General features: G+C 33.5%; 14 protein-coding genes. 6 read left to right on the top strand and 8 right to left on the bottom strand.

Annotated elements, in window-relative coordinates; genetic code table 11:
* From A9G32_RS09795 to A9G32_RS09810, 4 genes are read right to left on the bottom strand one after another with little or no spacing between them, the layout of a single operon-like run.
* The gene (locus A9G32_RS09795) at positions 1-330 is read right to left on the bottom strand and encodes a hypothetical protein (protein ID WP_065589438.1); all 330 of its coding nucleotides are present in this window, start codon (positions 328-330) and stop codon (positions 1-3) included.
* Positions 331-345: 15 nt separating this feature from the next.
* Positions 346-555, bottom strand: coding sequence for a hypothetical protein (locus tag A9G32_RS09800; RefSeq protein WP_065589439.1), 210 nt, complete (start codon positions 553-555; stop codon positions 346-348).
* A gap of 11 nt (positions 556-566) precedes the next feature.
* Complete coding sequence (locus tag A9G32_RS09805) at positions 567-1,271, bottom strand: hypothetical protein (RefSeq protein ID WP_065589440.1); 705 nt, start codon at positions 1,269-1,271, stop codon at positions 567-569.
* A gap of 23 nt (positions 1,272-1,294) precedes the next feature.
* Positions 1,295-2,044 (bottom strand): DUF3944 domain-containing protein, encoded by a 750-nt coding sequence (locus A9G32_RS09810; protein ID WP_065589441.1) that lies wholly within the window; start codon positions 2,042-2,044, stop codon positions 1,295-1,297.
* A gap of 323 nt (positions 2,045-2,367) precedes the next feature.
* Here A9G32_RS09810 and A9G32_RS12845 point away from each other — a divergent pair, with 323 nt between their 5' ends.
* A complete protein-coding gene (locus tag A9G32_RS12845; RefSeq protein ID WP_141672664.1) occupies positions 2,368-2,574 on the top strand; it encodes a DDE-type integrase/transposase/recombinase in 207 nt (68 codons plus the stop codon).
* Complete coding sequence (locus A9G32_RS13700; RefSeq protein ID WP_141672665.1) at positions 2,564-2,719, top strand: integrase core domain-containing protein; 156 nt, start codon at positions 2,564-2,566, stop codon at positions 2,717-2,719. Before A9G32_RS12845 ends, A9G32_RS13700 begins: the two co-directional genes overlap by 11 nt.
* Positions 2,720-2,751: 32 nt before the next feature.
* Here the strand turns inward: A9G32_RS13700 and A9G32_RS09820 are convergent, their stop codons facing one another.
* Positions 2,752-3,351: a methionine ABC transporter permease gene (locus A9G32_RS09820; RefSeq protein ID WP_370738298.1), complete on the bottom strand. Its 600-nt coding sequence runs from the start codon at positions 3,349-3,351 to the stop codon at positions 2,752-2,754.
* An 85-nt stretch (positions 3,352-3,436) separates the two neighbouring features.
* The gene (locus A9G32_RS09825) at positions 3,437-4,495 is read right to left on the bottom strand and encodes a methionine ABC transporter ATP-binding protein (RefSeq protein WP_065589442.1); all 1,059 of its coding nucleotides are present in this window, start codon (positions 4,493-4,495) and stop codon (positions 3,437-3,439) included.
* 269 nt (positions 4,496-4,764) lie between these two features.
* Between A9G32_RS09825 and A9G32_RS09830 the strand changes: the two genes are divergently transcribed.
* A complete protein-coding gene (locus tag A9G32_RS09830) occupies positions 4,765-5,613 on the top strand; it encodes a MetQ/NlpA family ABC transporter substrate-binding protein (RefSeq protein ID WP_218055883.1) in 849 nt (282 codons plus the stop codon).
* 49 nt (positions 5,614-5,662) lie between these two features.
* On the opposite strand, the gene A9G32_RS09835 is transcribed toward A9G32_RS09830, so the two are convergent.
* Together A9G32_RS09835 and pepN are read right to left on the bottom strand one after the other, a co-directional pair.
* The gene (locus tag A9G32_RS09835; protein WP_065560916.1) at positions 5,663-5,992 is read right to left on the bottom strand and encodes a rhodanese-like domain-containing protein; all 330 of its coding nucleotides are present in this window, start codon (positions 5,990-5,992) and stop codon (positions 5,663-5,665) included.
* A gap of 129 nt (positions 5,993-6,121) precedes the next feature.
* On the bottom strand, positions 6,122-8,755 hold the full coding sequence (pepN, locus tag A9G32_RS09840; RefSeq protein WP_065589443.1) for an aminopeptidase N: 2,634 nt from the start codon (positions 8,753-8,755) through the stop codon (positions 6,122-6,124).
* Positions 8,756-8,913: 158 nt separating this feature from the next.
* On the opposite strand from pepN, the gene pncB reads away from it, so the two are divergent.
* The 3 genes from pncB (at position 8,914) to A9G32_RS09855 (ending at position 13,151) form a co-directional block, all read left to right on the top strand.
* Positions 8,914-10,107 carry a nicotinate phosphoribosyltransferase gene (pncB, locus tag A9G32_RS09845; RefSeq protein ID WP_065589444.1) on the top strand — a complete coding sequence of 398 codons (1,194 nt, stop codon included), beginning with the start codon at positions 8,914-8,916 and terminating at the stop codon, positions 10,105-10,107.
* Between the two features lie 168 nt (positions 10,108-10,275).
* Positions 10,276-11,679: an asparagine--tRNA ligase gene (gene asnS / locus A9G32_RS09850; protein WP_065589445.1), complete on the top strand. Its 1,404-nt coding sequence runs from the start codon at positions 10,276-10,278 to the stop codon at positions 11,677-11,679.
* Between the two features lie 284 nt (positions 11,680-11,963).
* A complete protein-coding gene (locus A9G32_RS09855; RefSeq protein WP_065589446.1) occupies positions 11,964-13,151 on the top strand; it encodes a porin in 1,188 nt (395 codons plus the stop codon).
* Positions 13,152-13,200: the final 49 nt, after the last annotated feature.

Below are 13,200 nucleotides of genomic sequence, written 5' to 3' on the forward strand. Positions count from 1 at the left end.
TTACTTAAACGAATATGTTTTCGTACCTTTATTTGTTACAACTTTAACTTCAAGAACTGAACATCCAATAATTGGTGTTACCCGTACACGTTGCCCGTATTTAAGTGTAACTCTATACTCTCTAGGTGACGTACCTATTCTACAATTTCCTTTATTGATTGTTACACCCTTTATTGCAACTGAATTCTCCATAGAGGTAATATAAACATGTTGGCTATACATACCAGCTAAGCTATTGTAGTAGTTTTGAACATTCACTTTTAATTGAACAGCAAAAGAATTGAATGTACTTCCAACTAATATTAACAGTAATAATATCTTTTTCATCATTGTTTTCTCTTCTTTTTATTTATAGATAGATTTAATAACGTTACTAATTGTGCCACCAATAGCAGTTGATACAACAAAACTAGTTATTACTCTTGCCGCTATATTTTGATTTGTTGACAGTGCATATTCATTGCATTTTTTTCCTACAGCTTTTTGAGCTTCATAAATAGAAGAAACAGTTAATATAAATCCCGAGGTAATACTAATAATTCTAAAAATAGACATTTTTATTTCCTTTAAATGTTATGTTTGTTAATTTTGTGAAAAATCTTAGCCGTATAATTAAAATGAGGAAGTGATTGTATAAAAGCATCCTCCTGAATTGTTTCAGAAATATTCAAATCAAACTTAAAAAAAGTTTTAATTTCTTTTACATGCTCAATAACGTCATACGCTATAACAAAAATATGTTTCTCCAATTCTCCTACTAGATACCAATGCCCCTTAAAATGAATGAGTCTATAAGGAGCAAAGTTATTACATACATCATTCTTCATTTTTATTGTAATTAACGATCTATCAATGATAGATCGAACAATGGTAAGAAAAGGAGCATACATACTTGGTTGTTCATCTAACGAATCAGTATAAATAATACAAGGTGAATGATTTTTATTTGAAAGTAGAATATCAATAAACTTATGATCAAAAGCATGTTTAGGGAATAATTTATCAATATCAATTATTCGACTAAAATGTAATATGTCTCTATAAGTTTTTAATGAACCTTCAGAATACTTAGATAATTTAAAATATCCTTTTTTAACATCTTCAATTTCTATATCAGGAATCATCTTTATGCGATTATTGAAATCTCTACTTATCGTTCGTTTAGAAACGTTAAATTCATGAGCTAAATCTGTTACTGAAAGTATTTCCCCAAGAAATAAACGCACTAATATCGTATAAATTCTCATACATAATGGATCATGTTCAGACATGTTATATTCCCTAAATTTGTGCCTCAATTCTTATTGATAATTTCCTTATTTAGATACTTTTGTCTCATATATGCGACAATTACACATGCAGGAACTGTGACCCTAAAAGCAGGAGAAGCAAAATCACTTGCTAGCCAAGATGCAGTTATTCCCCAACCTATTGGACCTGCTAAAAAACTCATCGCTGTGGTTAAGGAAGTATAAACAACAAAAGGAACTTTCATACCAAGTTGACTTAGTACCATAGCAAGAGTGCGAGTAGCAAAAGTATAGGCAGCAAAACCTGAAAGATTAATAGCTGATTGAATTGACATCAAAATTAACTCAGGAGTGGGATTCATTAAATCCATTTGCATATCTTTTGATACCTGATTAAGTTGTTCTGTTGTCATTTCTTTTAATGACTCTTCTAGCATTTTTAAAAGCAAATTCATTTCAATAACTTCTATTGAAGAATTTTCATTAAAATTCACTTTTTTCTTTTTACAAACATCAATTAAAATCTCGCGATAAGAAACACCTTTCCCCCCTCTAAATAGTTTTGTGACAAATGTATTAGCTCCATAGGTTTGTAGCTCAGCAGCAATGCTTTCCCAATATCGGTTATGATTGGGATAATATCTTTTATACATCTCACATCCTGTTAATTCTTCTGTATATCGAGGTTTATTATCAGTAGGATCAACGGTTAAAATAGAAACCAACAATTCTAAATCGTCATTACTACAGTGTTTTAAAAAAGCAAGATCTGTGTCAGAACGGTAAATAGCCATTTTTATCTCCTTAATATTGATATAATAAATATTCAGAAATAATTTAATGGATGCTATGGACAGGTTATGACCATTGTTAAAAATAATTAAAAATTTTTTATTTCCAAAATAACAATAAGAAAACAAAGAATATCATATTAATTTTTAATGAAATTTGTTGAGAATGAAAAAGTGAGAATATCAGCATTTCAATATAATTAATACTGAAATAAAGAAACACAAAAAAGACATGCTTTAGATAAAATAGTGCTAAAATCCTTTCAAAGCTGACTAGTTTTAACAAAGTGTAAATAAGAGAAATAGCCTATCGTTCAAAAATAAGAATGGAATTGTTGCTTTGCAAACAAGGCTATTTGATAAGTGATAATTTGGTCGATAATGGACGTGAATATCAAGGCACAAGTAAACACCTATTTGTTAAAACGTGCCATAGCCATCGTATTAATCAAAAATTCACCAAGCCTACCTGCCCACAAACGAATGGCAAAGCCGAAAGAGTGATACGAACTTTGAATTGCGATGTGGCATAATCAGCATATATTTAGCGATTCAAAAGATAGAAAACAAAAACTGAAACGCTTTATTAATTTTTATAATACCGTTAAACCACATAAAGCGATTTCAGGGAAAACGCCTTATGAGTTTTTAGAGGATTATTTTAACCATGAAGTGTAAATAACTCGGCGTTTTCCTACAGATTATGTGTTTTATTCATGCCGTGCTTTACGAGCTAAATAATTACCAGTGCTTTGAATAAATTGTATAGCGATAACTAATATCACCACGCAGATATAAGTAACAGTATTATCAAAACGTTGATAACCGTATGACACAGCTAAATCACCAATACCGCCAGCACCAATAGCACCAGCCATCGCTGTAGCACCAATTAAACCTATAGTAGCAGTTGTAAGCGTTAAAATTAAAGAGCTAAATGCCTCTGGTAACATAAAATACCAAATAATTTGTATTGGCGTCGCTCCCATTGATTGAGCCGCTTCAATAATACCACTATTCACGTCAAGTAATGAATTTTCAACTAATCTAGCAATGTAAGGAGCAACATAAAATGTTAACGGAACAATCGCTGCTATAGTGCCAATAGAGCTATTTACAATGACCTTTGTTAAAGGTTGGATAGCAACTAATAAAATAATAAAAGGCAATGAGCGAACTATATTAATAATCGGGTTGATAATACGAAACACTCGACGATTTTCTAATAGTCCATAAGGTCTTGTTGTAACTAAGCAAATACCAAGTGGAATTCCGATTAATGAACCTAAAATTAAGGAGAAAACTACCATAATTAGGGTGTCATAGGATGCTTGAACAAATTGTTCAGTGGTTACTGATGTTGCAAAGCAAGAGGCCAAATAGTCAATTATAGTATTAAATATTTCCATTTTTACTCATCTCCCAATGTTTAATTTCAGTGACTTGCACACCGCGCTCACGTAAGTAATGTACTGATTCTTTGATATTACTATCGTTACCTTTTAGTTGAACAAACATACTACCTAAAACCGTTTTTTCGATTTCTGACATATGGGCAAACAAAATATTGACGATAACTTTTTGTTGCAGTATAAGTGAATTTATCACGGGTTCTGACGCAGATCTTCCTAAGAATTCGAGCTTAAATAATTTAATATTGTCTTTTTTACCTTCTATTTCTAACAAATTTTCCACAACACCATTTGGAATTTGATCGTTGATCACTGAGCTAACAAAATTTTGAGTAGTTTGGTGTTTTGGTTGTCCAAATACGTCAAGTACGTTACCTTGTTCTATAATCTTGCCTTTTTCCATTACTGCAACTTTATGGCAAATTTGTTCAATTACATGCATTTCGTGAGTGATTAACACGACTGTTATTTTATATTCTTCATTGATTTTTTTGATTAAATCTAAAATAGCTTGAGTGGTTTTTGGATCAAGTGCTGAAGTTGCTTCATCACATAGTAAAATATCAGGATCGTTGGCTAATGCTCGGGCGATACCAATGCGCTGTTTTTGCCCACCAGAAAGCTCTTTGGGATAGCTGTTAGCTTTATCACTTAATCCAACAAATTCCAAAAGTTCATAGACTTTTTGTTTAATCGAATGTTTATCTTTTTTGATTAAAATTAAAGGAATAGCAATATTTTCAAATACGGTTTTTGATTCAAGCAAATTAAAATGCTGAAAAATCATACCAATTTTTTGACGGGTTTGACGTAATTCATTACTAGATAATTGATTTAATAGTTTATTTTGAATAATGACATTGCCTTGTGTTGGTTTTTCAAGAAAGTTAATTAAGCGCACTAAGGTACTTTTACCTGCGCCGCTGTAACCAATAATGCCGTAAATATCACCTCTACTGATGGTTAAATTAATATCGTTTAAAGCTTGTGTTGTGACGCCATTTCTTTCATATTGTTTTGAGACATGTTCAAATTTAATCATTGTTCATCACCTATTTATTTTGTTCTAGTTGAATAAGTGCTTGCTTAGGCAATTTGGCTGAATCATTTATTGCAGGTGTTTATATGGCATATTCAACGATTGACAATAATTGATATATCTAACGGTATCACAGGTTAAATTGTTGCTCTAATAATCGTTTTTTATATCTTATTCCATATAGTTATAAGATAGAATTACTTGGAATAAATGAATGCTTTTTTCTGTGTTAGAGTGTATTTAATGCTTATAGCTTATAGAGGATAGCTGAAATGAAAAATGCGTTTATCAAACAAAAAATATTTAAATACATATCAGTCGTTTTAGTTGCTAGTTTAGCGTTTTTGACTATTGGTTGTGATAATTCGTCTAAACCAGTCGATAATCAGACAAAAAAAGAAATTAGCATGGGCGTATCACCAGGTCCATATAACGATCTTTTTAATGATGCTGTTAAACCCATACTTGAATCAGAGGGTTATAAGGTTAAATTAGTGAATTTTCCGCATTTACTTGAATCAGACGTAGCTTTAAGTGAAGGTAGTATTGATTTAACCGTTGCACAGCACACAGCTTATATGAATGTGTTTAATGCCCAGCGTAAAGCAAATTTAAAATCGGTTGTGCATGTACCATCGGTACCTGCGGCAATATTTTCAAATAAGTTCACCTCACTAACGCAAGTTTTTTCAGGAGCAAAAGTTGCTATTCCACAAGATGCTTCTAATGCAGCTCGTTCATATAATCTACTAGAAAAAGCTGGTTGGATAAAATTAAAAAATAATACAAATCCTATTATTGTTAGTAAAAATGATATTGCTCAAAATATTGCAGGGATTGAAATTATTGAAATGGATTCGGCCAATATTCCTAGAGTGCTTAATGAATTAGATTTTGCGGTAATTCCAGGTAGCATTGTTTATTCTGCTAATATTGACTCGAACAAAGCATTACTTTCTGAAACCATCATTCCTGATTTGGAAATTATGGTTGTAGTGAATGAAGGAAACGAAAATAGTCGATGGGCTCAAGATGTGAAGCGTATTTATCAATCTCAACAATTTAAAGATTATATGAAAACGCATAACCAAAATGGTTATTGGGTGATGCCTCAAGAATAAGCATAGCAAGGTAAAGTAATGAAGAAAAGCCCGTTTGATAACGGGCATTTTAGTATCGTGCCATCTGTTTATCAATTGTTAGCGCCCAAGCATCAATCCCTCCTGTAAGATTATAGAGAAAGTTAGGATCAAATCCGTTTTCTGCTAAATAATGAGCAACAGTTAGGCTACGTCTGCCGTGATGACAATAAATAACAATATCGATTTCATCTGGGATTTTATCTAGATATAAAGGGATCATATTCATTGGAATATGAGTTGCGTTGCCAATACTGCAAATGGCTATTTCATTGGGTTCTCGTACATCGAGTAGAAATAGATTATCTTGCTGATTTAATTTTTGTGCAAGTTCTGTGGGAGTGATTTCTTTTATTGTCATTATTTAAAACTTATTAAAGTGCTTGTAAAAAAGTTTCAGGAAACTATACGTTTAAGTATAAAATTTTAACTTCAATTTTAAATTTATTAATAGCATCCTACAACGATATTGCAGAATGCTATTTCCTACTTAGGCTTCTAGTGCCTTGTTAATTTTCTCAAATAAATCTTTAGATAAATTTTCAATTTTTAGCAATGCCTCAAGTGCTTTTCGCATCTGCTGTTGACGCTTTTTGTCATAACGTTTTAATCGAATTAGAGGATCGATAAGCCTTGCTGCAACTTGCGGATTTTTTTGGTTTAACTCAGTAAGAATTTCAACTAAAAATTGATAACCACTGCCATCTTCAGCGTGAAATACCACAGGGTTATTATTTACAAATGCTCCAATTAATGCACGAATCCGATTTGGGTTACTGAGTGTAAATGAGCGGTGAGTTAATAATTTTTTCACGGTAGCAAGAACATTCTTTTCTGGGCTTGTTGCGTTTAGTGCTAACCATTTGTCCATAACAAGTCCATCTTGATGCCATTTGTCATCAAAGTTAGCCAATAACTCAGTTCGACAATCAAGTTCAGCTTTTACAGCAACACTCAAGGCGGCTAAACAATCAGTCATATTATTTGCTTGATAATATTGTTGGTTAACCAATGTATTGGCGTGCGAATTATCATCGGCATGAGCTAATAAAGTTAAACAACAGTTTTTAAGTGACCGCTTAGCAATGTCATTATGTTTAATTTGATATTGTGACGTTTTATTGTGGTGATAAACGGCTAATAATTCATCATAAAGTTCGTTTGCAAAATGAGTTAATAAAAATAGACGCACTTGATGAATTGCGATTGGATCAACCACAGTAAATAAATTCGCCAACTCGTTTTCAGATGGCAAGGTTAATATTTGTGCAATAAGGAAAGGGTCAGTTTTTTCTGATAACAATACGGCTCTAAATGCATCTAATACTGAATCAGGCAACATTAAATTTTGATTTTCTTGATAATTTTTCACATTCAAGCGAACATATTTTGCTAATAACATTTGAGCTGCATCGTAACGGCTAAATGCGTTAGTAGCGTGTTGCATTAAGAAAATAAGATCATTATCTTGATAATCATAAGTTAACTTAACAGGTGCTGAAAAATCACGTAATACTGAAATAATCGGTTTTTGAGTTACGTTATCAAAGATAAATTGTTGTTTGTTTTGTATTAAATTTAAAACATGGTGAACAGATTTGCCTTGGTATTGCAGTGGAATTATTTCACCATTATGTTGATATAACTCGATATCAAGTGGGATATGCAAAGCCTGTTTTTGTGCTTGATCTTGAGTAGCTGGCGTATATTGTTCTACTGTTAAAGTATATTGTTGATTTTTCTCGTCATAATTATCGGTAACGGTTAATTCAGGTGTTCCTGATTGGCTATACCATAATTTAAATTGAGTTAAATCGATACCTGAGGCATCTTGCATGGCTGCAACAAAATCATCACAAGTTGCGGCACTACCATCATGGCGTTTAAAATAAAGTTTCATCCCTGCTTGGAATTTATCTTCTCCTAATAAAGTATGCATCATTCGAATAACTTCAGCGCCTTTTTCGTACACGGTGACTGTGTAAAAGTTATTCATTTCTATTACTTGTTCAGGCCGAATAGGGTGAGACATTGGACTAGCATCTTCGGCAAATTGAACGGTGCGTAAAAGTTTGACATCCTCAATGCGTTTTACTGCACGAGATCCCATATCAGCGCTAAATTCCTGATCTCGAAATACAGTTAATCCTTCTTTTAAACTAAGTTGGAACCAGTCGCGACAGGTTACCCGATTACCAGTCCAGTTGTGAAAATATTCATGACCAATTACACCTTCAATACCTAGATAGTCATCATCTGTTGCTGTTTGTGGTTTGGCAAGCACATATTTTGAATTAAAGATATTTAATCCTTTGTTTTCCATTGCTCCCATATTGAAAAAATCAACCGCTACAATCATAAAGATATCTAAGTCGTATTCAAGCCCAAAGCGTGTTTCGTCCCAACGCATGGCATTTTTTAAGCTTGTCATAGCCCACTGCGAACGATCTAAATTACCTTTATCAACGTAAATTTCTAAATCAACTTTCCGCTTTGATTGCGTGATAAACTGATCTTTTAAAATATCAAAATCACCAGCAACTAATGCAAATAAGTAAGCCGGTTTCGGAAAAGGATCTTGCCATTGTACCCAATGACGTCCATCTGCAAGCTCGCCTTGCGCTATGCGATTACCGTTCGAAAGTAGATAAGGATAATGTTGTTTATTCGCGGTAATACGTGTTGAAAAGCGAGCAAGAACGTCAGGTCTGTCAAGATAATAGGTAATATGGCGGAATCCTTCTGCTTCACATTGAGTACAGAGCGCTTCGCCTGATACATATAATCCTTCAAGTGCTGTATTGTCAATTGGTTTGATTTCGTTAACAATCGTTAATGTAAATTCTGCTGGAACACGTTGAATGATTAAACCAGCTTTTGTGAGCTGATAATCATGCCATGGTTGTTCGTCAATATTAACAGAAATCAATTTAAGATCTTCACCATCTAAAATTAAATTGTCCGCTTCATTATTTTTCTTAACAACACGGCTACGAGCTGTGACGGTTGTTATTTCGGGAGCTAAATCAAAATCAAGATCAATGTCGGTAATGGTAAAATCGGGTGATTTATAATCAAGACGATTTTTGGCAATAGGCTGCGATTCAGGTGTTTTTATATTCATGTTGTTATGACCTTTTGGTTTGAAATCAATTTATATTTTATACTGATCGATATTATAGTCGATTAAAAACAATCTTATTACATAATTAATCTATATCTTCATTATTATTCTGCTATAATCTTTGAAATTTTTATTTAAAGCAATAGCACTAAATTTACATGTTACCAGCAATAATTACATCAATATTAGATACTGATGCTTATAAGTTGCATATGCAGCAAGCTGTATTTCATTACTACCCTGAGGTAACTGTCGTTGCGCAGTTTCGTTGTCGTAGTGATGATTTATTGGGACAATATGTTGATGAAATAATACATCAAGTGAAATTAATGGAATCATTAGCGCTGTCTGATGATGAATTTAACTATTTATCAAATATTTCCTTTTTTAAATCTGACTATTTAAATTGGCTTAAAAAATGGCGTTTCAATAGTGATTTGCTCACTATAAAAAATGAAGATGGAGTGCTTTCTATTACAATTGAAGGTAAATGGCTAGATGTTATTCTATGGGAAGTGCCATTACTTGCCGTTATCAGTGAAATTGTTCATAGAGATCGTTCACCTAATATTGGAGTTTCTGAGGCACTAGCTCGGCTAAAAGATAAATTGGCGTTGTTTAATGAAAAAACAGCTAATATGGATATGTCGGGCTTTAATTTAATGGATTTTGGTACGCGTAGGCGTTATTCGTTTGCGGTGCAAGAGGCAGTTGTCAGTTATTTGAAAACACACTTTCATAACTTTCATAGTACTAGCAATTATTTACTGGCTTATCGTTTAGGACTTACTCCTGTTGGAACCCAAGCACACGAGTGGTTTCAAGCTCATCAACGTTTAAGTGCTAATCTTCAAGATTGCCAAAGAAATGCTCTTCAAGTTTGGTTAGATGAATATCCTCATGACTTAGGAATAGCATTAACAGATTGTATTACAATGGATGCATTTTTACGTGATTTTGATTTGCATTTTGCTTCCCATTATCAAGGGCTTCGTCATGATTCAGGTGATTCAATTCAATGGGGTGAAAAAGCAATTGCTCATTATCAGCAATTGGGCATAGATCCACAAACTAAACTTTTGGTTTTTTCTGATAGCTTAAATTTTGATAAGGCGATTAAAATCTATCAACATTTTAATCATCGCGTAAAATTATCTTTTGGCGTCGGTGGTTTTTTAGCTTGTGATATTCCATCTAAAGATGCCAATACCAAAGCATTGAACATTGTGCTTAAATTAACGGAATGTAATAATCAATCTGTGGCTAAACTATCAGATAGTCCAGGTAAAACGATATCTCAGGATTTAGATTTTATTGATGAATTAAAACGAACTTTTAGTGTTAAACAATGATAATAATTCATGTTTAACTTATTATTAATATTAGAAACTAAAAATTAGTAATTAGTAATAAGAAACAAGTTATTCAAGAATTCCATTTCGTTATGGGATAGTCTTTAGAATATATCTGTATTACTTTAAATATTACTTAAACAAATTAATGTAGAGATGGATAATTAAATGACTTCAGTTGCACCTATTGTTGATGTGTTACAAGGCAAAATTGCTGTTGGTAGCACTATTTCAGTTCAAGGTTGGGTAAGAACTCGCCGTGATTCTAAAGCAGGTATTTCATTTTTAGCTGTTTACGATGGTTCCTGCTTTGATCCTATTCAAGCTGTTATTGAAAATAATTTACCTAATTATGAACAAGAAATCTTGCGTCTAACAGCTGGTTGTTCCGTTAAAGTCACTGGTAAAGTAGTGGAGTCACCAGGTCAAGGTCAAAAATATGAATTACAAGCAACGCAAGTTGAAGTGTATGGCTTTGTTGACGATCCCGAAACTTACCCAATGGCAGCAAAGCGCCATTCAATTGAATATCTTCGTGAAGTGGCTCACTTGCGTGCAAGAACCAATATTGTTGGTGCGATAACGCGTGTACGCCATACGCTTGCGCAAGCAATTCATCAGTTTTTTAATGATCGTGGCTTTTATTGGCTATCAACTCCTATTATTACCGCATCAGATACTGAAGGGGCGGGCGAAATGTTCCGCGTTTCAACACTTGATATGCTAAATCTGCCTAAATCTGATAATGGTAAAGTTGATTTTGATAAAGATTTCTTTGGTAAAGAAGCTTTTTTAACCGTTTCTGGACAATTAAACGCTGAAACTTATGCTTGTGCACTTTCTAAAGTTTATACTTTTGGTCCAACATTTAGAGCAGAGAACTCAAATACTACTCGCCATTTAGCTGAGTTTTGGATGATGGAGCCTGAAGTAGCGTTTGCTGATCTAGATGATAACGCTAAGCTTGCTGAGGATATGTTGAAATATGTGTTTAAAGAAGTGCTAGAAAAACGTGCTGATGATATGCAATTTTTTGCTCAGCATGTCGATAAAGAAGCAATCAATCGTCTTGAAAACTTTATTAATGCTGATTTTGCTCAAGTGGATTACACTGATGCTATCACTATATTACAAAATTGTGATGCTAAATTTGAAAACCCAGTCAGCTGGGGAATTGATTTAGCTTCAGAACATGAACGTTATTTAGCTGAACAACATTTTAAAGCGCCAGTGGTAGTAAAAAACTATCCGAAAGATATTAAAGCGTTTTATATGCGTATGAATGATGACGGTAAAACGGTAGCGGCAATGGATGTTTTAGCGCCAGGAATTGGTGAAATCATTGGTGGATCTCAGCGTGAAGAGCGTTTAGATATGTTGGATAAGCGCATGGAAGAATTGGGACTCAAAAAAGAAGATTATTGGTGGTATCGTGATTTACGTCGATACGGTACTGTGCCGCATTCTGGTTTTGGTCTTGGTTTTGAACGTTTAATTGTTTATGTAACAGGTGTTCAAAATGTGCGCGATGTTATCCCATTCCCAAGAACGCCGCGTAATGCAAACTTTTAAGTTGATTAAAATCCCTAACAAGAATTTATTGAGAGTTACAGTAGGTAGATATTAATCTGTTTTAGTTTAAAAAACAATCAAACAGGCTTAAATTTAGACTTAGACACTACATTTAATGAAAAGTTCGCTTGATTTTAAAAAAAATTTATACATAATTTACACTACTGTAAAAAGTAGAAAAATAATAGATAAAAATATTATTTTTTGGATGAATAATTATTGTACGAAAATTGACACTAAACTTATGGAAGTGTCTTTTTAAAAAATAACCATGAGGGTAAAAAATGAAACGTAATCTATTAGCAATCGCTATCCCTGCGCTTTTAGTAGCAGCTGGTGCAAATGCATCTATCGAAGTTTGGAACAAAGATGGCAATAAAGTTGACTTTTACGGTCGAGTAAAAGCAGCTAACAACATCACTGACCGTGGTCAAAAAGACGAAGGTGATGATACTTCAGCTCGTTTAGGTATGTCAGGCCAAACTCAAATCACTGATAGCGTAACTGGTTATGGCCGTTGGGAATATGAAGCGAAAGCGGGTAAAGATTCTAGCAACGAAGTACGTTATGCATTTGCTGGCTTAAATTTTGGTGATTTAGGTTCATTTGACTATGGTCGTAACGATGGTGTGTTAAAAGCAATTACTGCTTATACTGACGTATTACCACAATTTGGTGGTGATGCTGCAAATAATGCTTGGAATGTGCTTTCAGCTCGTACTAAAGCAGTAGCAACTTACCGTAACAATAATTTCTTCGGTTTATTTGATGATTTAAGCTTTGCATTACAATATGCTGATAATGGCGATAACGCTGCAACTTATGATAGTAAACTTGCTAGCAAGATAGAGGATGAAGACGGTGATTTCGATGGATTTAGTGGTGAAAGCCGTGAAGCCTATGGTGCAAATGCTCAATGGCGTATTTTTGATACAGGTTTAACTTTTGGGGCAGGTTACGCTCAAACAGCTGGTAAATCTGCGTACGAACCAGGTGAATTTAAAAGAGTTAAAACATGGACTACTGGTATCAAATATGACAATTACAATTTGTATCTAGCTGCCAACTACTTCCAATCTAAATTCAATACTTGGAATGATCGCGCAGATGGTGAAAAGTATAAAGATCCAAAAATCAAAGGTGTTGAACTAGTTGCTCAATATGGTATTGATTTAGAAGTGGGTCGTTTAACACCTTCTTTAGCTTACGTGCAACATAAGGTTAGCAATACTGAAGATGGTTATTATGATGATGATCATAAAGAAGGTCGTAATTTAGCTAAATATGTTTCACTTGGTGCAACATACGATCTAAATAAAAACTTTAGCGCTATCGTAGAATATAAATTTAATCTACTTAAGAAATACGACATTGGTGCAGAAGCAAATACTGTTCGTGACAGCAATGGTCGTCATCCATACACACCAGGTACTAAAGATGTGTTAGGTGTTGGTTTAATTTATCAATTCTAATCTCTTAATATCTTATAAAAAGGCACTTAGGTGCCTTTTTTTTCGCCTC

Source organism: Gilliamella sp. Gris3-2 (assembly GCF_001690345.1).
Classification (GTDB): Bacteria; Pseudomonadota; Gammaproteobacteria; order Enterobacterales; family Orbaceae; genus Gilliamella; species Gilliamella bombi.

Excerpts from the sequence above, each read along its gene's own strand:
- A9G32_RS09795 (WP_065589438.1), bottom strand. The coding sequence starts at position 330 with ATGATGAAAAAGATATTATTACTGTTAATATTAGTTGGAAGTACATTC.
- A9G32_RS09835 (WP_065560916.1), bottom strand. The coding sequence starts at position 5,992 with ATGACAATAAAAGAAATCACTCCCACAGAACTTGCACAAAAATTAAAT.
- pepN (WP_065589443.1), bottom strand. The coding sequence starts at position 8,755 with ATGAATATAAAAACACCTGAATCGCAGCCTATTGCCAAAAATCGTCTT.
- A9G32_RS09855 (WP_065589446.1), top strand. The coding sequence starts at position 11,964 with ATGAAACGTAATCTATTAGCAATCGCTATCCCTGCGCTTTTAGTAGCA.
- asnS (WP_065589445.1), top strand. The coding sequence starts at position 10,276 with ATGACTTCAGTTGCACCTATTGTTGATGTGTTACAAGGCAAAATTGCT.
- A9G32_RS12845 (WP_141672664.1), top strand. The coding sequence starts at position 2,368 with ATGGAATTGTTGCTTTGCAAACAAGGCTATTTGATAAGTGATAATTTG.
- A9G32_RS09820 (WP_370738298.1), bottom strand. The coding sequence starts at position 3,351 with ATGGTAGTTTTCTCCTTAATTTTAGGTTCATTAATCGGAATTCCACTT.
- A9G32_RS09805 (WP_065589440.1), bottom strand. The coding sequence starts at position 1,271 with ATGTCTGAACATGATCCATTATGTATGAGAATTTATACGATATTAGTG.
- A9G32_RS13700 (WP_141672665.1), top strand. The coding sequence starts at position 2,564 with ATGTGGCATAATCAGCATATATTTAGCGATTCAAAAGATAGAAAACAA.
- A9G32_RS09810 (WP_065589441.1), bottom strand. The coding sequence starts at position 2,044 with ATGGCTATTTACCGTTCTGACACAGATCTTGCTTTTTTAAAACACTGT.
- A9G32_RS09830 (WP_218055883.1), top strand. The coding sequence starts at position 4,765 with ATGAAAAATGCGTTTATCAAACAAAAAATATTTAAATACATATCAGTC.
- pncB (WP_065589444.1), top strand. The coding sequence starts at position 8,914 with ATGTTACCAGCAATAATTACATCAATATTAGATACTGATGCTTATAAG.
- A9G32_RS09825 (WP_065589442.1), bottom strand. The coding sequence starts at position 4,495 with ATGATTAAATTTGAACATGTCTCAAAACAATATGAAAGAAATGGCGTC.
- A9G32_RS09800 (WP_065589439.1), bottom strand. The coding sequence starts at position 555 with ATGTCTATTTTTAGAATTATTAGTATTACCTCGGGATTTATATTAACT.